Here is a 19,906-nt window from a genome sequence, read left to right as displayed (position 1 = left end):
TTATAGCAGGCCAGAGCGAAATTGCAAGGGCCGATTTCTATTTCTCACAACCGTTATAATGGCCGGATGAATAAGCCATCCTCCCCCGCTGCGCTGCGCGTCATAGAGAGTGATATTTGTATTGTTGGCAATGGCGCTATTGCCAAGACCGCCGCGCTGGGCCTGGCCCAGGCCGGCCTGAGCGTGACTTTGCTGGGGCCGCCGTCCCGTCCGGCGGCGCCGGCGGCCGATCCCGGCTGGGATGCGCGGGTCTACGCGCTGAACCATACCGCCCATCACCTGCTGTCGTCGCTGAAGGTGTGGAATGCGCTGGATCAAGCGCGCGTGGCGCCGGTCGACGCGATGATCGTCCACGGCGACGGCGAGCATGCCGGCGGCCTGGCCTTCGACGCCTACGGCGCCCACACCGGCACGCTGGCCTGGATCATGGAAGACCGCAACCTGGGGCAGGCGCTCGACGCCGCCCTCAAGTTCGCGCAGAACGTGCGCGTGGTCGAGGGCCGTGCCACCGGCCTGCTGCGGAGCGACGACAGCGCCGCCGTGCACCTGGACGACGGCTCCAGCATCAGGGCCGCGCTGGTGGTCGGCGCCGACGGCGCCCAGTCCTGGGTGCGCGGCCAGTGCGACATCGGCCTCGATTACCGCAGCTACAACCAGCGCGCCGTGGTCTCCAACTTCGCCTGCGAACTGCCGCACCATGGCGCCGCCTATCAATGGTTCACCGGCGCCGAGGGCATCGTCGCGCTGCTGCCGCTGCCGGGCAACCAGGTATCGCTGGTGTGGTCGGCGCCGGAAGCGCTGGCCGACACGCTGCGCACCGAGTCGGCGCAGCAGATCGCCCACCGGCTGGCCGTCTACGCATCGGCCAAACTGGGCGCGCTGACGCCGCTGCAGCCGGAGCTGGTGCGCGACTTCCCCCTGCGGCTGATACGCCCGCATGCGATGAGCGCGCCGCGCGTGGCGCTGGTCGGCGACGCCGCCCATGTGGTCCATCCGCTGGCCGGCCACGGCATGAACCTGGGCTTCGCCGACGTGGCGCAACTGGTCAAGACATTGAGCGAACGCGAACCCCAGCGCGGCATCGGCGACAGCCGCGTGCTGGCCCGCTACGAGCGCGCGCGCAAGGAAGACGTGCTGCTGATGCAACTGACCACCGACGGCCTGGCGCGCCTGTTCGGGGCGGACATGGAGCCGCTGCGCGTGGTTCGTAATTTCGGATTAAACTTGCTGGATAAATTACCTGTGCTGAAGCGCCGTTTGATTTCCCACGCCATGGGCAAATGAGAGCACTGTCAGTCGTCACCGGAGATGTCATGAGAAAGAGTAAGATCGTTTTGCTGTTGTTGTCGGCGCTGATGGCGTCCTGCGTGGGCGCCGAAACGCCGCCGACCACGGAGTCGATCAAGAAGCTGGTCGAGCCGCGACTGGGATCGAACGTCAAGGTCGAATCGGTGCGGGAGACGCCTTACAGCGGCTTGTATGAAGTCCGTATCGGCAATGAGATCCTGTACACCGACAAGACCGCGACCTATTTGTTCTCCGGCCACATCTTCAACCTGACCACCAGCACCGACCTGACCAAGGAACGCGTCGACGAGATCAGCAAGATCAAGTTCTCCGACCTGCCGCTGGACAAGGCCATCAAGACCGTCAAGGGCGACGGCAAGCGCGTGATCGCGGTGTTCGAGGATCCGAACTGCGGCTACTGCAAGCGCTTCCGCCAGACCACGCTGAAGGAAACCGACAACATCACGGTCTACACCTTCATGTACAACATCCTGGCCGAAGACTCGTTCACCAAATCGAAAAACATCTGGTGCGCACCGGACCGCAGCAAGGCGTGGGAGGACTGGATGGTCAGCGGCAAGGCCGCACCGGTGGCCAAGGCCTCCTGCGAGGCGCCGAACGATGTGGTGCTGGAGCTGGGCCACAAGCTGGGCGTGTCCGGCACGCCGGCGATCTTCTTCGCCGACGGCAGCCGCGTTCCGGGCGCGATCGACACCAAGTCGCTGGAAGAGAAGCTGACCAAGATCAAGCAGTAAATCAAGCAGCAACGTCAAAAACGCAGGGCCTACAGGAGGATTGCATGATCACTTTGAACATCAACGGTAAAGACACGCAGGTTGACGCCGATCCATCGACGCCCATCCTGTGGGCCTTGCGCGATAACCTGAACATGACCGGCACCAAGTTCGGTTGCGGCGCGGCGCTGTGTGGCGCCTGCACTGTGCACCTTGGCGGCCAGCCTATCCGTTCCTGCATCACGCCGATTTCGGCGGCCGTTGGGCAGAAGATCACCACCATCGAAGCAATGGAAACCGACAAGGTCGGCCAGGCGGTGCAAGCCGCGTGGGTCAAGATGGACGTGCCGCAGTGCGGCTACTGCCAGAGCGGCCAGATCATGAGCGCGACCGCGCTGCTGCGCACGAACAAGGCGCCGTCCGATGCCGACATCGACAACGCCATGAGCGGGAACATCTGTCGATGTGGCACGTACCAGCGCATACGCGCTGCCATCAAAGACGCCGCCAAAACCATCGCTTAAGGGAGACCGCCATGCGTATCGAATGGATCAACCAGGAATCGATGGCGACGCTGGGCGCCGCAGCTGCAGGCGGCATGTCGCGCCGCGGCTTCATGAAGGCCGGCGCGGTTGCCGGCGGCGGTCTGGTGCTGGGCTTCTTCATGCCGGGCGCCGGCCGCTTCGCCAATGCGCAGCAGCCTCCGGCCAAGGTCTACGAGCCGAACGCCTTCCTGCATATCGCGCCGGACAACACCGTCACCGTGCAGGTCAACCGGCTGGAATTCGGCCAGGGCGTGCAAACCTCGCTGCCGATGCTGATCGCCGAGGAGCTGGACGCCGACTGGTCGAAGGTGAACGGTGCTTTGGCGCCGGCTGGCGATCAATATAAAGACCCGGCGTTCGGCATTCAGATCACCGGCGGTTCGGGCAGCATCGCCCACTCGTATATCCAGTACCGCGAGATCGGCGCCAAGGCGCGCGCGATGCTGATCGCGGCGGCGGCCGAGCAGTGGAAGGTGGCGCCGGACCAGGTCAAGACGTCCAAGGGCACGCTGATCGGCCCCGCCGGCCAGAAGGCCACGTATGGCGCGATGGCCGATGCGGCCATGAAGCAGCAGGTGCCGGCCACCGTGAAGCTGAAGGATCCGAAGGATTTCAACTTCATCGGCAAGCCGATGAAGCGCCTCGACGCGAAATTGAAATCGACCGGCAAGCAGCAGTTCGGCATGGACTTCAAGGCGCCAAACAGCAAGGTCGCCGTGGTGGCGCGGCCGCCGGTGTTCGGCGCCAAGGTCGCCAAGTTCGATGCTTCGAAGGCCAAGGCCATCAAGGGCGTGATCGACGTGCTGGAGGTGAAGACCGACCGCGGCGGCAGCGGCGTGGTGGTGGTGGCCGACGGCTACTGGCCGGCCAAGATGGGCCGCGAAGCGCTGCTCATCGACTGGGATACCAGCGGCGTTGAAAAGGTCAGCAGCGACAAGCAGCTGGCCGAGTACAAGGCCCTGGCTGCCAAACCGGGGCTGCCGGTGCGCAAAGCCGATACCTCGAAGCTGGCCGGCGCAGCGAAGAAAATCTCCGCCGTGTATGAATTCCCGTACCTGGCGCACGCGCCGATGGAGCCGCTGAACTGCGTGGTCGATCTGCGCGCGGACGGTTGCACCGTATGGGCCGGTTCGCAGTTCCAGACGATGGACCAGGGCGCCATCGCCGCCACCGCCGGCCTGAAGCCGGAACAGGTGGTGCTGAATACGATGATGGCCGGCGGTGGCTTCGGCCGCCGCGCCGTGCCGACTTCCGACTATCTGGTCGAAGCGGTCAACATCGCCAAGGTGTGGCAGGCCACCGGCAAGAAGGATCCGATCAAGGTGATCTGGAGCCGCGAGGACGACATCAAGGGCGGCTACTACCGTCCGTCGCACGTGCACCGCGCCGAGATCGGCTTTGACGCCAAGGGCGAGATGGTGGCGTGGGATCACGTCATCGTCGGCCAGTCCATCATCACCGGCACGCCGTTCGAGCCGATGATGATCAAGGATGGCATTGACTCGACGATGGTCGAAGGCATGGGCGAGCCTTACGCAGTGCCGATGAACCTGACGGCACATAGCGTCAAGGCCAACGTGCCGGTGCTGTGGTGGCGTTCCGTGGGCTCCACCCACACCGCGTTCGTGATGGAGACGCTGATCGACGAAGCCGCCCATGTGGCCAAGATGGATCCGGTGGCCTACCGCAAGAAGCTGATGGGCGAGAAGGGCAAGCGTCACGCCGCCGCGCTGGATCTGGCGGTCGCCAAGTCCGGCTACGGCAAGAAGGCTTTGCCTAAAGGCCAGGCTTACGGCGTGGCGGTGCACGAAGCGTTCAACACGGTGATCGCCTATGTGGTGGTGGCGTCGGTGGACAAGGGTGTGCCGAAGCTGCACAAGGTGACGGCGGGCGTGCATTGCAACCAGCCGGTCAATCCGCTGACGATCGAGGCGCAGATCCAGGGCGCGGCGCTGATGGGGCTGGGCATGACCTTGCCGGGCGCCGCCATCACGCTGAAGGACGGCGTGGTCGAGCAGCAGAACTTCAGCGACTACACGGTGGCGCGCATGACCGACATGCCGGTCATCGACGTGCACATCGTGCCGTCGAACGATGCGCCGACCGGAATGGGCGAACCCGGCCTGCCGCCGTTGGCGCCGGCCTTCGCCAACGCGTTGTTCAAATTGACCGGCAAGCGTTTGCGCAAGCTGCCGTTCGATCTGGCCAGCGCCTGAGCCGGATGGCATTAGTAGGTATATTGCTGGCAGCCGGGCGGGGCAAACGGTTCGACCCGTCCGGCGTACAAAACAAATTGCTGCAAGCGTTGGAGAGCGGCGACGCCGTCGTCGCCGCCAGCGCGAGGAATATGCTGGCCGCGCTGCCGCGCGTGCTGGCCGTGGTCCGCCCCGGCGACGACAAGGTGGCCGCGCTATTGGGCGCGTTGGGATGCGAAGTGCGCGTCTGCGCCGACGCCGACCTGGGCATGGCCGAATCGCTGGTGACGGCGGTCGACTGCACCAAGGGCGCGGAAGGCTGGGTGATCGCCCTGGGCGACATGCCCCATGTGCAGCCGGAGACCATCCGCGCACTGGCCGCGACGATAGAACGGGGTGCGCGCATCGCGGCGCCCGTGTATCAAGGGCGGCGCGGCAATCCGGTCGCCTTCAGTAGTTATCACCTGCCGCTGCTGCTGGCGCTGGAAGGCGACCAGGGCGCGCGCGCTATACTTAAAAGCCACGCGGTGAGCGAACTTGTCGTCGACGATATCGGCGTGGTGCGCGATATCGATACGCCGGGCGATCTGTAAAACAGGACCTATGATGAAGAAATCGAACAAGAACAATCCGGCGATCGCATACAGCATCGTCGGCCACGATCTGGCTGCCCACCTGTTCCACGTCACGCTGACCGTGGACGCGCCGGCCCAGGGCGGCCAGGTTTTCGCGCTGCCGGCCTGGATCCCGGGCAGCTACATGATTCGCGAATTTTCGCGCAACATCGTGCGCATCCGCGCCGAATCCAACGGCGAGCCGGTGGCGCTGGCCAAGCTGGACAAGCATTCCTGGCAGGCAGCGCCGCTGAAGGATCACGCGGCATCGCTGACGGTGCACTACGAGGTCTACGCCTGGGATTTGTCGGTGCGCGCGGCGCACCTGGACCAGAACCACGCGTTTTACAATGGCACCAGCGTGTTCCTGCGCGTGCTGGGGCAGGAAGACCAGCCGCACGTGGTGGACATCCAGCGTCCGGACGACGAGGTAGCCAAGACCTGGCGCGTGGCGACCGCGCTGCCGGAACTGAAGGCGAAACGTTATGGTTTTGGCACCTATATCGCCGCCAACTACGACGAATTGATCGACCACCCGGTGGAGCAGGGCGATTTCGCGCTGGCCACGTTCAAGGCGCATGGCGTGCCGCACGACATCGTTATCAGCGGCCGGGTGCCGAATCTGGACCTGGCGCGCCTGAGCGCCGACCTGAAAAAGATCTGCGAAACCCAGATCGCCTTCTTCGAACCGAAGGCCAGGAAAGCACCGATGGACCGCTATGTGTTCATGACGCTGGCCGTCGGCGATGGATATGGCGGCCTCGAGCATCGCGCCTCGACCGCGCTGATCTGCGCCCGCGCCGACTTGCCGAGCACGGCATCCAATAGTAAAGAGATAACAGACGGCTACCTGCAATACCTGGGCTTATGCAGCCACGAATACTTCCACACGTGGAATGTTAAGCGCATCAAGCCGGCGGCGTTCGCACCCTACAATCTGCAAGTCGAGAATTACTCGCCGCTGCTGTGGTTGTTTGAAGGCTTCACCAGTTATTACGACGATTTGATGCTGGTCCGTGCCGGGGTGATCGCGGAGCCGGCGTATTTCAAACTTCTGGGTAAAACCATAGGCAGCGTGTTGCGCGGCAGCGGGCGGACCAAGCAAAGCGTGGCGGATTCGAGTTTCGACGCCTGGGGAAAATATTATCGCCAGGATGAAAATGCTCCGAATGCCATCATCAGTTATTACACCAAGGGTGCGCTGATCGGTTTGGCGCTGGATTTGAGCATACGCGCCAAAACCGGCGGCAAGAAATCGCTGGACGACGTGATGCGCACTTTATGGCAGCGTTACGGCCGCGACTTTTATAATGGCGCAGGCCGGGGAGTTACTCCAGCAGAAGTTGAAGCTATATTTGATGAAATAAGCGGTGGCCGTTTCAAGCCATTCTTCGATAAATATATCCGTGGAACCGAGGACCTGCCCCTGGCTAAAATGCTGGCTCCATTCGGCATTAAATACAGCGATGAGCGAAAATCTTCAAAACCCAGCCTGGATGCAAATCTCGGTAAAGATGGCAATGATTGCAAATTATCGGCCGTGCACGAAAATGGCGCCGCCCATCAAGCCGGCTTATCAGCTGGCGATATATTAGTCGCCATAGACGGCTTGCGCGTCAATGCCACCAATCTGGAAACGCTGCTTTCCCGTTACGGCATTGGATCGACCGTTGAAGTACACGCATTCCGCCGGGACGAATTAATGACCTTCAATATGACCTTGCAAGGCGAGCGTGTGCCTGGCATTACGCTGTCATTAGACCCCGCCAGCAAAAAATCCACCGGCCCAATACGTCCCAGCGCCGCCTGATAAGCAATTCCAATCCGGGGTCAGATCTGACCCCGGATTTTTTTGCCTCAAGCATGCCAAATTTTGGCATGTAAATGCCGGGTTCTGGCATGTCCGGCTGGTTTTTGCGTTGTCGTGGGGATAATTTTCCGCCTGGGCGTAGTTCTGGTTTAGAATTTGGCCTGACGCTTTAGCCTAAGAGGATAGTTCCGCACGTGATACTGCTTGATCCCACTACTATTATCCTGATGGCGACGCTGATGGCCGGTGCAATGAGCGTTGTGCTTTATTCCGCCCATTTAAGTTTTCCTAAAGAGATTAAAGGCCTGAAACAATGGGCTGGTGGATTGCTGTTATTGGCGGTCGGCTCGGTATGCTTTAGCCTGCGTGGCGGTATATTAGGAAATATATTGCCCTTGATTTGTGCGAATTCAGTGTTGATGTGGGCGCTGGGTTTAACGCTGATCGGTACGCAGAAACTATATGGGCAGCGTCCGTCGTGGTGGTTGTTTCATCTGATCTGGGCGCTGGCGATGCTGGGTGTCGGCTATTGGTTGATTGTTGAACCGAACTTTGCAGCCCGGGTTGCGGTCTTTTCTTTCCTCTGCTTTATATTCTATGCCTGTCAGGTTGTATTGATATACCGCTTTGGCGAGCCACATTTTTCCAGTAAATTCTTTGGCGCGCTGATGTTTCTGCAATCGGTGGTCGTGCTGACGCGCGGTATATTGGCGCTCTATATGGGTAGTGAGCATGCCACTCTACTGACAGTCGGTCCATTCCAGAGTATTTATCTCGCCACCGCGCATTTCATGATATTGCTGCTGGCCGTAGGCTTTATGGCGGTCGCTACCCGCCGTTTGCAAACCATCCTGGAACGCCGCTCGACTTTGGATCCATTGACGCAGGTATTAAATCGTCGCGGTTTCGCCGATATTTACGCCAAGGAACATGCGCTGATGCTGCGCGAATCCACTGCGATGACGATGCTGAGCATCGATCTGGATTATTTTAAGAAGATTAACGACCGTTATGGCCACGCGACCGGCGACCGCGTACTGATCGACGTCGCCGAGGTTATCGGCAAAGCCTTGCGCGTGTCGGACCATGTGGCCCGTTTTGGCGGCGAGGAGTTTATCGTGTTGTTGCCGAATACAGGCTTGGACCGGGCGCGCCATATCGCGGAACGGATCCAGACGGCCTTGCGTGAGCCGCACGGGCAGGGGCTGCCTGCCTACACGGTCAGCATAGGTATTGCTTGCCAGGCAAGTGCCGACGAGAACCTGGATGGGATTTTGATGCGGGCGGACAAGGCGCTGTATAGCGCCAAGGAGTTGGGCCGCGACCGTATCGAGATCGCGGCCGAGGCCCCGTCGCCCAAGCAGGCAGTAAGGGCCTAGTGGACTGTAACGCTTAAATCGGTAGCGCCTGCCGCGCAGGCAACGCGCATGGCTGCGTTGCAAATGCTCGCGATAGCTCGCTATCGCTGCGCTTTGTGCCTTGCCCTGCACGCCGCCTGCGCGTCCTTCGCTCCCAATTTAAACGTTACAGTCCACTAGTTAAACAAACGAGCCAGCTCGGCGCCCGGATCCGGCGCCCGCATGAACGCTTCGCCGACCAGGAAGGCATGCACGTTTGCTTCGCGCATGCGCTGGACGTCTTCCGGCACCATGATGCCGGACTCGGTAATGACCAGTTTGTCGGCCGGAATCCGGTCCAGCAGGCCCAGGGTATTCTCCAGCGACACCTCGAACGTGCGCAAATTGCGGTTGTTGATGCCGAGCAAGTCGGTTTTCAGGCGCAGCGCGGCGGTCAGCTCATCGCCGTCGTGGGTTTCCACCAGCACGCCCATGCCCAGTTCGTGGGCACAGGCTTCCATTTCCGCCATCAATCCGTGGTCCAGCGCCGAGACGATCAGCAGGATCGCGTCCGCGCCCATCGCGCGGGCTTCGTAGATCTGGTAGACGTCGATCATGAAGTCCTTGCGCAGCACCGGAATCGCGCAGGCGGCGCGCGCCTGCTGCAGGTAAGCGGTCGATCCCTGGAAGAACTGTTCGTCCGTCAGCACCGACAGGCACGCGGCGCCGTTGGCCTGATAGCTGGCGGCTATGTCGGCCGGGCGGAAGTCGGCGCGCAGCACGCCTTTCGACGGTGAGGCCTTTTTCACTTCGGTGATCACGCCGGCATGGCCGGCGGTGATCTTGGCCCGCAGGCTGGCTTCGAAGCCGCGCAGGCCGGCGCGCAGCTCGGCGTTGCCTTCGACGTCGGCGCGCAGGCTGGCGAAGCTGCGGTATTTTTTAGCGGCGGCGACTTCGTCGGCTTTGACTGCGAGGATTTTGTTCAGGATGTCGGACATGATAAACCTAAGATTAATGTTGTTCCGCCAGCGCCAAACGCAGGCCGAGTGCCAGGAACAGGCCGCCCGTCACGCGGTTCAGCCATAGCGCCACCAGCGGTTTGACCTTCAGGCGCGCGCTGGCAAAGGCGGTGAAAACGGCCAGGCCATTACACCACAACATACCGTTGAAATTGAAAATGCAGCCCAGGACGATGAACGCCAGCGGCTTGCTGGTGGATTCAGCCGAAATAAACTGCGGCACGAACGCCAGGAAGAACAAAGCCACTTTCGGGTTCAGCACGTTGGTGAGGAAGCCCTGGAAGAAGATTTTACGATACGCCAGCGGCTGCGCGGCGCGCGCCGCCACGGCCTGAGCCGCCGCATCATCCATATCGTTCGCATCGCTGCGTAGTCTGGCGCGCAGCATGCCGATGCCGACGTACACGATATACGCCGCGCCTATCCATTTGACGGCGGTGAATGCGGCAGCCGACGTCGCCAGCAGCGCCGACAAACCCAGCGCTGCGGCGAAGATATGGATCATGGTGCCGGCGCCTATGCCCAGCGTCGCCGCCGAGCCGGCGCGCCAGCCCTGCGTGGCGCTGCGCGTCATGATCAGCAGCGAATCCGGACCCGGCATGATATTCAGCAGCAGCCCGGAGATAATGAATAGTGAGAGGTCGTGGATACCCAACATGTCGTTTCCTTTGCGGCGTCATCCTCGCGAAAGCGGGGATCCATACACAGCGTGCGGTCTATGGATTCCCGCCTTCGCGGGAATGACGTGGATTAGTTAGTCCCGCCGAGGCTTTGCGTGACCTGCACGAACTGCTCAACCTTGCGCAGCGCGTCGCCGGATGCGATGGCCTTGCGCGCACGCGCCAGGCCGTCCTCGATCGAACTGGCCACGCCTGCCGCATACAGCGCGGTGCCGGCGTTGAGCGCGACGATATCGAAAGCCGCGCCGGGTTCGCCGCGCAGCGCTTCCATCATCTTGGCTTTCGATTCGGTCGAATCGGCCACCTTCAGGTTGCGGCTGGCGATCATCTGCAGGCCGAAGTCTTCCGGATGGATTTCGTATTCGCGGATTTCACCGTTAATCAGTTCGCCGACCATGGTGCCCGCGCCCAGCGACACTTCGTCCATATTGTCGCGGCCATAGACCACGATGGCATGCTGCGCGCCGAGGCGCTGCAGCACGCGCACCTGGATGCCCACCAGGTCGGCGTGGAATACGCCCATCAGGATATTCGGCGCGCCGGCCGGATTGGTCAGCGGTCCCAGGATGTTGAAGATGGTGCGCACGCCCAGTTCGCGGCGCACCGGCGCCGCATGCTTCATCGCAGCGTGGTGGTTGGGCGCGAACATGAAGCCGATGCCGGTCTGCGCGATCGATTGCGCGATCTGCTCGGGTTTCAGGTTGATGTTGGCGCCCAGCGATTCGATCACGTCGGCCGAGCCGGACGAGGACGACACGCTGCGCCCGCCGTGCTTGGCCACGCGCGCGCCAGCGGCGGCGGCGACAAACATCGACGCGGTGGAGATGTTGAACGTATGCGCGCCGTCGCCGCCGGTGCCGACGATGTCGAGCAGGCCGGTGGTGTCGGCCATCGGCACCTTGGTGGAGAACTCGCGCATCACCTGCGCGGCGGCGGCGATCTCGCCGATGGTTTCTTTTTTCACGCGCAGGCCCATGGTCAGGGCCGCGATCATGGTCGGCGACATTTCGCCGGACATAATCTGGCGGAACAGGTGCAGCATCTCGTCGTGGAAAATCTCGCGGTGCTCGATGCAGCGCAGCAGTGCTTCTTGATGGGTGATAGGCATGGCAATTCCTTCTTCAATTTGGACGCGGATCGCGGCTAAAGGAGGCGCGCGGCAAGCACGCCGGCGTCTTTAGCGGACCAGGAAGTTCTTCAACAGTGCGTGACCGTGTTCCGACAGGATGGACTCGGGGTGGAACTGCACGCCCTCGATGTCGTAATCCTTATGGCGCACGCCCATGATTTCACCGTCGTCGGTCCATGCCGTCACTTCGAGGCAGGATGGCAGCGAGCTGCGCTCGATAGCCAGAGAGTGATAACGGATCACCGTGAAGGGGGAGGGCAGGTCCTTGAAGACGCCCACGCCCGTATGCGCGATTAAAGAAGTTTTGCCGTGCATGACCTGCTTGGCGCGGATCACTTTGCCGCCGAACGCTTCGCCGATGGCCTGGTGGCCGAGGCACACGCCCAGGATCGGCTTCTTGCCGGCGAAGTGCTTGAGCACCTCGATGGAAATGCCCGCCTGCGACGGATCTTTCGGACCCGGCGAAATGCAGATGTGGTCCGGGTTCAGCGCTTCGATTTCCGCAATCGTGATTTCATCGTTGCGGTACACGCGTACATCCTCACCCAGCTCGCCGAAGTACTGCACGATGTTGTAGGTGAAGGAGTCGTAATTGTCGATCATCAGCAGCATCTCAGAACTCCCCATCCAGGCCATCTTGCACTTGTTCGGCGGCGCGCAGCACAGCGCGCGCCTTGTTTTCAGTTTCCTGCCATTCCATCTCCGGTATCGAATCGGCGACGATGCCGGCGGCGGCCTGCACGTACAGCATGCCGTCCTTGATGACGCCGGTGCGGATGGCGATCGCCACGTCCATTTCGCCGCCGAAGGACAGGTAGCCGCAGGCGCCGCCGTAGATGCCGCGCTTGCTGATTTCCAGTTCGTCGATCACTTCCATCGCCCGCACTTTCGGCGCGCCGGTCAGCGTGCCGGCGGGGAAGGTCGCGCGCAGCACGTCCAGGTTGGACAGGCCGTCTTTCAGCTTGCCCTCGACGTTGGAGACGATGTGCTGCACGTGCGAGTATTTTTCGATGACCAGGCGGTCGGTGACGCTGACGCTGCCGATCTCGGAGATGCGGCCCAGGTCATTGCGCGCCAGGTCGATCAGCATCACGTGTTCGGCGATCTCTTTCGGATCGGCCAGCAGTTCCTTGGCCAGTTCGGCGTCGCGTTCCGGCGTGGCGCCGCGCGGACGGGTGCCGGCGATAGGGCGCAGCGTGACTTTCTTCTCGCCGTCCGGCAGCGTCTCGTTGCGCACCAAAATCTCCGGCGACGCACCGACGATCTGCATGTCGCCGAAATTGTAGAAGTACATATATGGCGACGGGTTCAACGAACGCAGCGCGCGGTACAAGGTCAGCGGCGAATCGACGTACGGCTTGCGGATGCGCTGGCCGATCTGCACCTGCATCAAGTCGCCGGCCATCACGTATTCGTGGGCCTTGGCGACGGCCTTCAGGTATTCGTCCTTGGGGAAGTCGCGGATGGTTTCGGTGCGCACCGAGCTGCTCGTCACCGGAGCGTCGACGCCGCGGCGCAGCATCACACGCAGGTCTTTCAGGCGCTGGCGCGCTTTGGAATACGATTCCGGCTGCGTGGTGTCGGCGTAGACGATCAGGTACAGCTTGCCGGAGAGGTTGTCGATGACGGCCAGTTCCTCGGTCACCATCAGCTGGATGTCGGGCAGGCCCAGGTCGTCCTTGGGCTGGGTGTTGGCCAGCGTTTTTTCGATGTGGCGCACCGAGTCGTAGCCGAAGTAGCCGGCCAGGCCGCCGCAGAAGCGCGGCATGCCCGGACGCAGCGCGACCTTGAAGCGCTTCTGGTAAGCCTCGATGAATTCCAGCGGATTGCCTTCGTGCGTCTCGATCACGGCGCCGTTCTTGACGATCTCGGTGCGCGTGCCGAAGTTGCGCAGCACGGTCGTCGCCGGCAGGCCGATGAAGGAGAAGCGGCCGAAACGCTCGCCGCCGACCACCGATTCAAGCAGGAAGGTGTTCTTGCCGGCGTTCTGGCTCTGGGCCAGTTTCAGGTACAGCGTGAGCGGGGTTTCGAGGTCGGCAAAGGCTTCCGCGATCAGCGGGATGCGGTTGTAGCCATCGTTGGCCAACGATTTGAATTCGAATTCGGTCATGTCTTCTCTCCATGCCGCCAGGGATGTGGTTGTGGATTTGGCGGTGGTTTGTCAAAAAACCTGTCGGGTGCGTGCGCACGGACGACAGCAATCAGTTCGGCTCAGTTTTGCCAGGATTGCCAGCGTCGCCAAAGCCAGGCCTCAATCGAGCCGGTTTGGTTGACATTGTGTTTTTTGGTGAAAGACATTTCGGTCAGAGTAGTTCAGCTAACGGTTAATTATGTGAACGGATCAAAATAGCGGCATCGAGCAGCGTGGCTACTATACCATCGGAATCGGTTTTGTGTATAGCCTCTCCGTGATTGTAACCGTAAGGCACCGTCAGCACCGGGCAACCCGCCGCCCGCGCGGCCTGCGCGTCGTTCGAAGAGTCGCCGATGGCCACCACTTGCGCCGGCTTGAGGCCGAAATCGGCACACACCGTCTGCAGCGGCAGGGGATCGGGCTTCTTGCGCGGCAGCGAATCGCCGCCGTAAACCACCTCGAAAAAGCCGTCCAGCCCCTTCAGCTTGAGCAGCGGCGTGGTGAAGGATATCGGCTTGTTGGTTACACAGGCCAGGCGCAGGCCCTGTGCCTTCATCGCCATCAGGCCTTCGATCACGCCGGGATACAGGGCGCTGTGGTTGCCGTTGATGCTCAGGTAGTGGCGCTGGTAGGCGTCCATCGCCGCCTCGAAGCGGGCTGCGACGCCGGCGCCGTCCAGATCCAGCGCCAGCACCGAGCGGATCAGGTTTTCGGAGCCCTTGCCGACCATCAGCGCGATCTGCTCTTGCGCGACCGGTTTCAGGCCGAGTTCCGCCAGCATGCCGTTGATCGCGACGTAAAAGTCGGGCATCGTGTCCAGCATGGTGCCGTCGAGGTCGATGATTGCGGCGCGCGCGCCGGCCAGCACGCTCATTACGCTACCGTCGCCAGCTGGGCGCGCATGGCGTCGATGACGGCCTTGTAGTCCGGCTTGCCGAAGATGGCGGAGCCGGCCACGAAGGTGTCCGCGCCCGCGGCTGCGGCGGCGGCGATGTTGTCGATCTTGATGCCGCCGTCCACTTCCAGCAGGATGTCGCGGCCGGATTCGTTGATCAGGCGGCGCGCCTCGGCGATTTTCTTCAGCGCCTGCGGAATGAAGGACTGGCCGCCGAAGCCCGGGTTGACGGACATGATCAGGATCATGTCGATCTTGTCCATCACGTGCTCCAGGTAGCTCAGCGGCGTGGCCGGATTGAACACCAGGCCGGCCTTGCAGCCGTGGTCGCGGATCAGCTGCAGCGAGCGGTCGATATGGTCCGACGCTTCCGGGTGGAAGGTGATGATGTTGGCGCCGGCCTTGGCGAAGTCCGGAATGATGCGGTCGACCGGCTTGACCATCAGGTGGACGTCGATCGGCACCTGCACGTGCGGGCGGATCGCTTCGCAGACCAGCGGCCCGATGGTCAGGTTCGGAACATAATGGTTGTCCATCACGTCAAAGTGAATGATGTCCGCGCCGGAGGCGACGACGTTGCGGACCTCTTCACCCAGGCGGGCGAAATCGGCGGACAGGATGCTGGGAGCGATGCGGAATGTGGTCATGGCGGTGGGCTGCAATAAAAAAGATGCGCTATTTTACGCTGCCCGGCGCGACCGCGACCGTTTTACCCCCGTTTTCAGCCGCGCCGTCCTTGCATAGAGTGCGGATTTGCGGTGCAATGAGCGTCTGACGATATACAATCGCCAAGCTTGCAAGATGCGATTGCGATTTTACTAAGGAATTTTGATGGCCACTTACGAATTTACTGTGTCGGTCAGAACCCAGTACCTGCCAGATCAGTCGGACCCGGAGCGCACCAACTTCGTTTTCACCTACTCGATCACGATCAAGAACACCGGCACGGTGGCTGCACAGCTGATCTCACGCCACTGGGTCATCACCGACGCCAACAACCATGTGGAAGAAGTGCGCGGCCTGGGCGTGGTCGGCCACCAGCCGCTGCTGCAACCCGGCGAGCATTTCGAATACACCAGCGGCACCGCGCTGCAAACCCAGCAGGGCTCGATGGTCGGCGAATACTTCTGCGTGGCCGAGGACGGCCATCAGTTCGAAGCGAAGATCCCGGAGTTCGTGCTGTCGCTGCCGCGCACGCTGCACTGATTATTCCTGCTCGCTCTCCGGCGGGGGCAGCTTTTTAGCCTTGCCCTTGCCCTGGTACATAGTCCACCAGACGATAAACACCAGCAGGAAAAACGCCACGCATGCTTCTATCATCAATACCCACATAGCTATCCTTATGTCATTAACACGCCGTAGTCTACTCGTTCCGCTGACCGTCGTGGCGCTTTCGCTGGCCGCCTGTACCACCACGCCGCTGCCGCCGGAGAAGCCGGTGCCGCCCGTGCCGCCCGCCGTACCGGTGCCGCCTGTCGTGCCGCCAGCCCAGCCGACGCCCGAACCGGCCAAGCCGACCGCGCTGCAACTGGTGCCGACCACCTTCGCCGCGCTGCCCGGCTGGGACAAGGATGATGTGCGCGCCGCATGGCCGGCCTTCATGTCCTCATGCTCGGTGCTGGTCAAGCAGCCGAACTGGAAGGAGTCCTGCACCATCGCCCGCACCGTCAACGCGGGCGACGAGCAGGCGATCCGCACCTTCTTCGAAGCCTTCATGGTGCCCAACCAGGTGGTGGCGCCGGACGGCGCGACCGAGGGCCTGATCACCGGCTATTACGAGCCGCTGCTGCGCGGCGCCCGCAAGAAGGGCGGTCCGTATCAGACGCCGCTGTTCAAGGTGCCGGACGATATGGTCACCATCGATCTGGCCAGCGTGTATCCGGAACTGAAGGGCATGCGCCTGCGGGGCAAGCTGGTGGGCAAGAAGGTGGTGCCTTATGCGACCCGCGCCGACATCGAGAAGGCCGACTTCCCCGGCAAGGAACTGCTGTGGGTCGACGATCCGGTCGAGTCGTTCTTCCTGCAGGTGCAGGGCTCGGGACGGGTGCAGCTGACCGATACCCAGGAAACCGTGCGCGTGGCGTACGCGGACCAGAACGGCCATCCGTATAAATCAATCGGCAAGTACCTGGTGGAGAAGGGCGAGTTGACCGTGGAGCAGGCGTCGGCGCAGGGCATCAAGGCCTGGATCGCCGGCCACCCGACGCGCATGCAGGAGCTGTTCAATGCAAATCCGAGCTATGTGTTCTTCCGCGAAGAGCGTCTGCCGGATCCGAAGGTCGGCCCGAAAGGTTCGCTGGGCGTGCCGCTGACGCCTGCGCGCTCGGTGGCCATCGATGCGTCGCAGTTGCCGCTGGGCGCCCCGGTGTTCCTGGCGACCACCATGCCGAACAGCGACATTCCGCTGCAGCGGCTGGTCATGGCGCAGGATACCGGCGGCGCGATCCGCGGCGCGATCCGGGTCGATTATTTCTTCGGCTTCGGCACGGAAGCATCGGAAAACGCCGGCCGCATGAAGCAGCGAGGCAGCGTCTGGGTGCTGCTGCCCAAGCAGGCTAACTAGCGAAGCACCATCACGGGCAGCGTGGTATGTGCGAGCACCTTCTGCGTCTCGCTGCCCAGGAACAGCCGGTTCAGGCCCGTGCGTCCGTGCGACGCCATCATGATGATGTCGCAGCCATGCTTCTTCGCCGCCTCGACGATTTCCTCGTAGGGGCTGGGCGACATCGTTATCACTCCTTCGAACGGAATATCAGCTGCCAGCGCGGCTGCGGCCACCTTTTCGATATGCCGGCGCGCGGCGTCCTGCATCTGGGTGGCGAACTGGCCGGAATCGATCACCGCGCCGCTGTCGCCCATCGACGAAAACGGCAACGGCTGTATCACCGTGATAGCGACGATCTTCGCCTGATTGAGCCTGGCGAACCGCACCGCCGTGGCGGTGGCCTTGTCCGACAGGTCCGAACCGTCCGTCGGCAGCAAAATGGACTTGAACATGGCGCGCTCCCAAGAATGGATATGGCAACCAGCCTAATGTTTTAGGCGGATGCCCGGCGCACGTTAGGTGGCTGCCGGCGCCACCGCCGGCTGGCTGCCGCGCATGGACGACGACATCGCCATGCTGATCGTCAGCAGGATGCCGCCGGCCGCCACGCAGGCCATGCCGGTGCGGATGCTGAAATGCTCGCCGATGTAGCCGGCGGCCAGCGCGCCGAGCGGCGCCGTCGCCACCGTCAGGAAGCGCATCGTCGACACCATGCGGCCCAGATACTCATCCGGCGTGACCTTCTGGCGCAGTGTCATGTAGGGCATGAAGAACAGCATCACGCCGCAATCCATGAACAGCGACAAACCGCCGGCGGCGACCGCGCTGGCGTTCGGACTGCCGAACAGATTTGCCGGCACCACCGGCATCGCGGCAAACGCAAACGCGGTCAAGCCTATGCCGATCAGCATGGTCACACCGGGACCGAAGCGGGCATTCAATGGCTTCAGCATCAGGGAACTCAGCAGCACGCCTATACCGCCCACCATCTGCGCCGCGCCCAGCATGCCTGCCGTCATACCCAGTTCGCGCGTGCAGAACAGCACGTTGAGCGCCGTGAATCCGTAGAACAGCATGTGCCAGACGCCGGCGCCCCAGGCCAGCGTGCGCAGCAGCGGCTGGCCCCAGATGAACAGCAGGCCGTCGTGGATGTCGCGCAGCGGATGCTTGTTCGACGGCGGCGGCTTCGGATCGTTGGCCTTCAGATTGCGCAGCAACAGGATGGAGATCACGAAGCCGAAGGCGTTCAGCAGCACCGCGAACGGCGCGGTCAGCCACTGGATCAGCACGCCGGCGACGCCAGGCGCCAGCAGGCGCGAGGCCGAATCGGTGGCGGCGAACTTGGACTGGGCATCGGTCAGGCGGTCGCGCCCGATCAGGTTGGTCAGGAAGATCTGTTCGGCGCCGCCGCCCAGCACCGAACAAGCGCCGATGACGAACGACACCGCATACATCCAGTGGATCGACAGCACGCCCAGCCACCAGGCGGCCGGTATGCTGGCCAAGGTGACAGCCAGGACGGCCTTGCTGGCCAACAGCACCGGCAGTTTGCGGTTGCGGTCGAGAAGGACGCCGGCCGGCAAGGCCAGCAGCGCGAACGGAATCGCCTGGCACGCGCCGAGCACGCCCATCTGCGCCGGCGTGGCGTGCAGCAGCAAAACCGAGCACAGCGGTAGGGCCAGCGCGCTGATGTAGCTGCCGAAGCCGTTGAGGGTGGCGCTGAACCAGTAGCGCATGAAGTCGCTGTTGCGCAGCAGGTCGTCGCCGCTCAGCTTGTCCTTCAGGTAGTGGCGAAAGGCGGTAAAAATAGGAAGCTCTTTAAAGCAGGTTGCCGAGCTTCAATCATACCAGCGCGGGAGTTAGGCGCTACAATCCTCGAGGAATATTTCACCGTGAAGGAGACACCTATGCAATATGAAGATCTGATCGTCGAAGTGCACGACAAAGTCGCCCTGATCCGTTTGAACCGGCCGAAGGCGCTGAACGCGCTGAACGACCGCATGATGAACGAGCTGGGCGATGCCTTATATAAGTTCGACGCCGATCCAGCCATCGGCTGCATCGTGCTGACCGGCAGCGAGAAAGCCTTCGCCGCCGGCGCCGACATCGCGGCCATGGCGGACTACACCTACCAGGACACCTACCGCGACAACTACATCACGCGCAACTGGGAGCACATCCTGCGCATCCGCAAGCCGGTGGTCGGCGCCGTGGCCGGCTACGCGCTGGGCGGCGGCTGCGAGTTGGCGATGATGTGCGACTTTCTGATCGCGGCTGACAACGCCAAGTTCGGCCAGCCGGAAATCAAGGTTGGCGTCACGCCTGGCGCCGGCGGCACGCAGCGCCTGCCGCGCACCATCGGCAAGGCCAAGGCCATGGATCTGCTGCTGACGGCGCGCACCATCGACGCGGCCGAAGCCGAGCGCATCGGCCTGGTTTCGCGCGTAGTCCCTGCGGACAAGCTGATCGAAGAAGTGCTGACCGCGGCCAAACAGATCGCCTCGATGCCGACCTCGGTCGCGATGATGATCAAGGATGCTGTCAACCGCGCGTTTGAAACCACGCTGACGGAAGGCGTCAATTACGAGCGTCGTTTGTTCCAGGCAGCGTTCGGCACGCCGGCTCAAAAAGAGGGCATGCATGCCTTCCTTGAAAAGCGCTTGCCAAACTTCGAAGGTCTTTGATATGATTCGGCCCCTCGCAGAACAACACATAAGAATGTGACGTAAAACGAGGGGTTGACGAGAGAAAAGAAACACTTCATAATCTCGCTTCTCTGTTGCTGACAAACACAACGCTTTGTCGATAAGCAGCAAGCAGTACCGAACAAGTTCTTTAAAAATTAACAGTCGATAAGTGTGGACGTTTGATGGAAGTGCACACGAAACCTTCGGGTTTCGTGAAACTTAAAAAATATCAAATGTTCACAAGAAGTAATGAAATAGGCGCTATGAAAATAGTGGCCTGTCAGTATTTTGAGTG

The 19,906-nt window shown here is 62.0% G+C and carries 19 protein-coding genes; 10 read left to right on the top strand and 9 right to left on the bottom strand.

Translation table 11 applies throughout. From position 1 onward, the window contains the following. Positions 1-66: 66 nt before the first annotated feature. The 7 genes from ACCD07_RS13695 to ACCD07_RS13665 all read left to right on the top strand — a co-directional run bounded on the left by ACCD07_RS13695 (position 67) and on the right by ACCD07_RS13665 (position 8,564). Positions 67-1,284: an FAD-dependent monooxygenase gene (locus ACCD07_RS13695; protein ID WP_413447632.1), complete on the top strand. Its 1,218-nt coding sequence runs from the start codon at positions 67-69 to the stop codon at positions 1,282-1,284. A gap of 29 nt (positions 1,285-1,313) precedes the next feature. Beyond that, positions 1,314-2,042 (top strand): DsbC family protein, encoded by a 729-nt coding sequence (locus ACCD07_RS13690; protein ID WP_176655495.1) that lies wholly within the window; start codon positions 1,314-1,316, stop codon positions 2,040-2,042. Positions 2,043-2,086: 44 nt separating this feature from the next. Then, on the top strand, positions 2,087-2,545 hold the full coding sequence (locus ACCD07_RS13685) for a (2Fe-2S)-binding protein (protein WP_176655496.1): 459 nt from the start codon (positions 2,087-2,089) through the stop codon (positions 2,543-2,545). An 11-nt stretch (positions 2,546-2,556) separates the two neighbouring features. Beyond that, positions 2,557-4,782, top strand: a complete 2,226-nt coding sequence (locus tag ACCD07_RS13680; RefSeq protein WP_413447631.1) for a molybdopterin cofactor-binding domain-containing protein — start codon at positions 2,557-2,559, stop codon at positions 4,780-4,782. A gap of 5 nt (positions 4,783-4,787) precedes the next feature. After that, positions 4,788-5,354: a nucleotidyltransferase family protein gene (locus ACCD07_RS13675; protein WP_413447630.1), complete on the top strand. Its 567-nt coding sequence runs from the start codon at positions 4,788-4,790 to the stop codon at positions 5,352-5,354. 13 nt (positions 5,355-5,367) lie between these two features. Next, the gene (locus ACCD07_RS13670; protein ID WP_413447701.1) at positions 5,368-7,185 is read left to right on the top strand and encodes a M61 family metallopeptidase; all 1,818 of its coding nucleotides are present in this window, start codon (positions 5,368-5,370) and stop codon (positions 7,183-7,185) included. A 194-nt stretch (positions 7,186-7,379) separates the two neighbouring features. Then, positions 7,380-8,564 (top strand): GGDEF domain-containing protein, encoded by a 1,185-nt coding sequence (locus ACCD07_RS13665; RefSeq protein WP_413447629.1) that lies wholly within the window; start codon positions 7,380-7,382, stop codon positions 8,562-8,564. A gap of 155 nt (positions 8,565-8,719) precedes the next feature. On the opposite strand, the gene trpC is transcribed toward ACCD07_RS13665, so the two are convergent. From trpC to rpe, 7 genes are all read right to left on the bottom strand, one after another. Beyond that, positions 8,720-9,520, bottom strand: coding sequence for an indole-3-glycerol phosphate synthase TrpC (trpC, locus tag ACCD07_RS13660; protein WP_413447628.1), 801 nt, complete (start codon positions 9,518-9,520; stop codon positions 8,720-8,722). 13 nt (positions 9,521-9,533) lie between these two features. Next, the gene (locus ACCD07_RS13655) at positions 9,534-10,199 is read right to left on the bottom strand and encodes a LysE family translocator (RefSeq protein WP_413447627.1); all 666 of its coding nucleotides are present in this window, start codon (positions 10,197-10,199) and stop codon (positions 9,534-9,536) included. A 92-nt stretch (positions 10,200-10,291) separates the two neighbouring features. Then, entirely contained in the window at positions 10,292-11,329 is a 1,038-nt protein-coding gene (trpD, locus tag ACCD07_RS13650) for an anthranilate phosphoribosyltransferase (RefSeq protein ID WP_176655501.1), read from the bottom strand. Positions 11,330-11,398: 69 nt separating this feature from the next. Further along, positions 11,399-11,962 (bottom strand): anthranilate synthase component II, encoded by a 564-nt coding sequence (locus ACCD07_RS13645; RefSeq protein ID WP_090326971.1) that lies wholly within the window; start codon positions 11,960-11,962, stop codon positions 11,399-11,401. Position 11,963: 1 nt separating this feature from the next. After that, complete coding sequence (trpE, locus tag ACCD07_RS13640; RefSeq protein WP_353404202.1) at positions 11,964-13,460, bottom strand: anthranilate synthase component I; 1,497 nt, start codon at positions 13,458-13,460, stop codon at positions 11,964-11,966. Between the two features lie 214 nt (positions 13,461-13,674). Beyond that, positions 13,675-14,358 carry a phosphoglycolate phosphatase gene (locus tag ACCD07_RS13635; protein ID WP_413447626.1) on the bottom strand — a complete coding sequence of 228 codons (684 nt, stop codon included), beginning with the start codon at positions 14,356-14,358 and terminating at the stop codon, positions 13,675-13,677. Then, positions 14,358-15,026: a ribulose-phosphate 3-epimerase gene (rpe, locus tag ACCD07_RS13630; protein WP_413447625.1), complete on the bottom strand. Its 669-nt coding sequence runs from the start codon at positions 15,024-15,026 to the stop codon at positions 14,358-14,360. Before rpe ends, ACCD07_RS13635 begins: the two co-directional genes overlap by 1 nt. Positions 15,027-15,210: 184 nt before the next feature. Here rpe and apaG point away from each other — a divergent pair, with 184 nt between their 5' ends. Continuing rightward, the gene (gene apaG, locus ACCD07_RS13625; protein ID WP_008444834.1) at positions 15,211-15,585 is read left to right on the top strand and encodes a Co2+/Mg2+ efflux protein ApaG; all 375 of its coding nucleotides are present in this window, start codon (positions 15,211-15,213) and stop codon (positions 15,583-15,585) included. A gap of 136 nt (positions 15,586-15,721) precedes the next feature. After that, positions 15,722-16,942, top strand: coding sequence for a murein transglycosylase A (locus ACCD07_RS13620; RefSeq protein WP_413447624.1), 1,221 nt, complete (start codon positions 15,722-15,724; stop codon positions 16,940-16,942). On the opposite strand, the gene ACCD07_RS13615 is transcribed toward ACCD07_RS13620, so the two are convergent. Together ACCD07_RS13615 and ACCD07_RS13610 are read right to left on the bottom strand one after the other, a co-directional pair. Then, positions 16,939-17,376, bottom strand: a complete 438-nt coding sequence (locus ACCD07_RS13615; RefSeq protein ID WP_176655506.1) for a universal stress protein — start codon at positions 17,374-17,376, stop codon at positions 16,939-16,941. The genes ACCD07_RS13620 and ACCD07_RS13615 overlap by 4 nt on opposite strands. A 63-nt stretch (positions 17,377-17,439) precedes the next feature. Then, on the bottom strand, positions 17,440-18,678 hold the full coding sequence (locus ACCD07_RS13610) for an MFS transporter (RefSeq protein WP_413447700.1): 1,239 nt from the start codon (positions 18,676-18,678) through the stop codon (positions 17,440-17,442). A gap of 153 nt (positions 18,679-18,831) precedes the next feature. Here ACCD07_RS13610 and ACCD07_RS13605 point away from each other — a divergent pair, with 153 nt between their 5' ends. Further along, complete coding sequence (locus tag ACCD07_RS13605) at positions 18,832-19,608, top strand: enoyl-CoA hydratase (protein WP_176655507.1); 777 nt, start codon at positions 18,832-18,834, stop codon at positions 19,606-19,608. The last annotated feature ends 298 nt before the right edge of the window (positions 19,609-19,906 follow it).

The organism is Duganella sp. Dugasp56, assembly GCF_047304105.1.
In the GTDB taxonomy this organism is placed as follows: Bacteria; Pseudomonadota; Gammaproteobacteria; order Burkholderiales; family Burkholderiaceae_D; genus Rugamonas; species Rugamonas hordei.
Note: the sequence above shows the minus strand (reverse complement) of the source record. Positions and strands in the feature narration are given on the sequence as shown.

What these genes read in the sequence shown, in the direction of transcription:
- trpC (WP_413447628.1), bottom strand. Translation starts at nt 9,520, where the DNA reads ATGTCCGACATCCTGAACAAAATCCTCGCAGTCAAAGCCGACGAAGTC.
- ACCD07_RS13645 (WP_090326971.1), bottom strand. Translation starts at nt 11,962, where the DNA reads ATGCTGCTGATGATCGACAATTACGACTCCTTCACCTACAACATCGTG.
- trpE (WP_353404202.1), bottom strand. Translation starts at nt 13,460, where the DNA reads ATGACCGAATTCGAATTCAAATCGTTGGCCAACGATGGCTACAACCGC.
- ACCD07_RS13635 (WP_413447626.1), bottom strand. Translation starts at nt 14,358, where the DNA reads ATGAGCGTGCTGGCCGGCGCGCGCGCCGCAATCATCGACCTCGACGGC.
- ACCD07_RS13685 (WP_176655496.1), top strand. Translation starts at nt 2,087, where the DNA reads ATGATCACTTTGAACATCAACGGTAAAGACACGCAGGTTGACGCCGAT.
- apaG (WP_008444834.1), top strand. Translation starts at nt 15,211, where the DNA reads ATGGCCACTTACGAATTTACTGTGTCGGTCAGAACCCAGTACCTGCCA.
- ACCD07_RS13695 (WP_413447632.1), top strand. Translation starts at nt 67, where the DNA reads ATGAATAAGCCATCCTCCCCCGCTGCGCTGCGCGTCATAGAGAGTGAT.
- ACCD07_RS13655 (WP_413447627.1), bottom strand. Translation starts at nt 10,199, where the DNA reads ATGTTGGGTATCCACGACCTCTCACTATTCATTATCTCCGGGCTGCTG.
- ACCD07_RS13670 (WP_413447701.1), top strand. Translation starts at nt 5,368, where the DNA reads ATGAAGAAATCGAACAAGAACAATCCGGCGATCGCATACAGCATCGTC.
- ACCD07_RS13675 (WP_413447630.1), top strand. Translation starts at nt 4,788, where the DNA reads ATGGCATTAGTAGGTATATTGCTGGCAGCCGGGCGGGGCAAACGGTTC.
- ACCD07_RS13680 (WP_413447631.1), top strand. Translation starts at nt 2,557, where the DNA reads ATGCGTATCGAATGGATCAACCAGGAATCGATGGCGACGCTGGGCGCC.
- trpD (WP_176655501.1), bottom strand. Translation starts at nt 11,329, where the DNA reads ATGCCTATCACCCATCAAGAAGCACTGCTGCGCTGCATCGAGCACCGC.
- ACCD07_RS13615 (WP_176655506.1), bottom strand. Translation starts at nt 17,376, where the DNA reads ATGTTCAAGTCCATTTTGCTGCCGACGGACGGTTCGGACCTGTCGGAC.
- ACCD07_RS13620 (WP_413447624.1), top strand. Translation starts at nt 15,722, where the DNA reads ATGTCATTAACACGCCGTAGTCTACTCGTTCCGCTGACCGTCGTGGCG.
- rpe (WP_413447625.1), bottom strand. Translation starts at nt 15,026, where the DNA reads ATGACCACATTCCGCATCGCTCCCAGCATCCTGTCCGCCGATTTCGCC.
- ACCD07_RS13605 (WP_176655507.1), top strand. Translation starts at nt 18,832, where the DNA reads ATGCAATATGAAGATCTGATCGTCGAAGTGCACGACAAAGTCGCCCTG.
- ACCD07_RS13690 (WP_176655495.1), top strand. Translation starts at nt 1,314, where the DNA reads ATGAGAAAGAGTAAGATCGTTTTGCTGTTGTTGTCGGCGCTGATGGCG.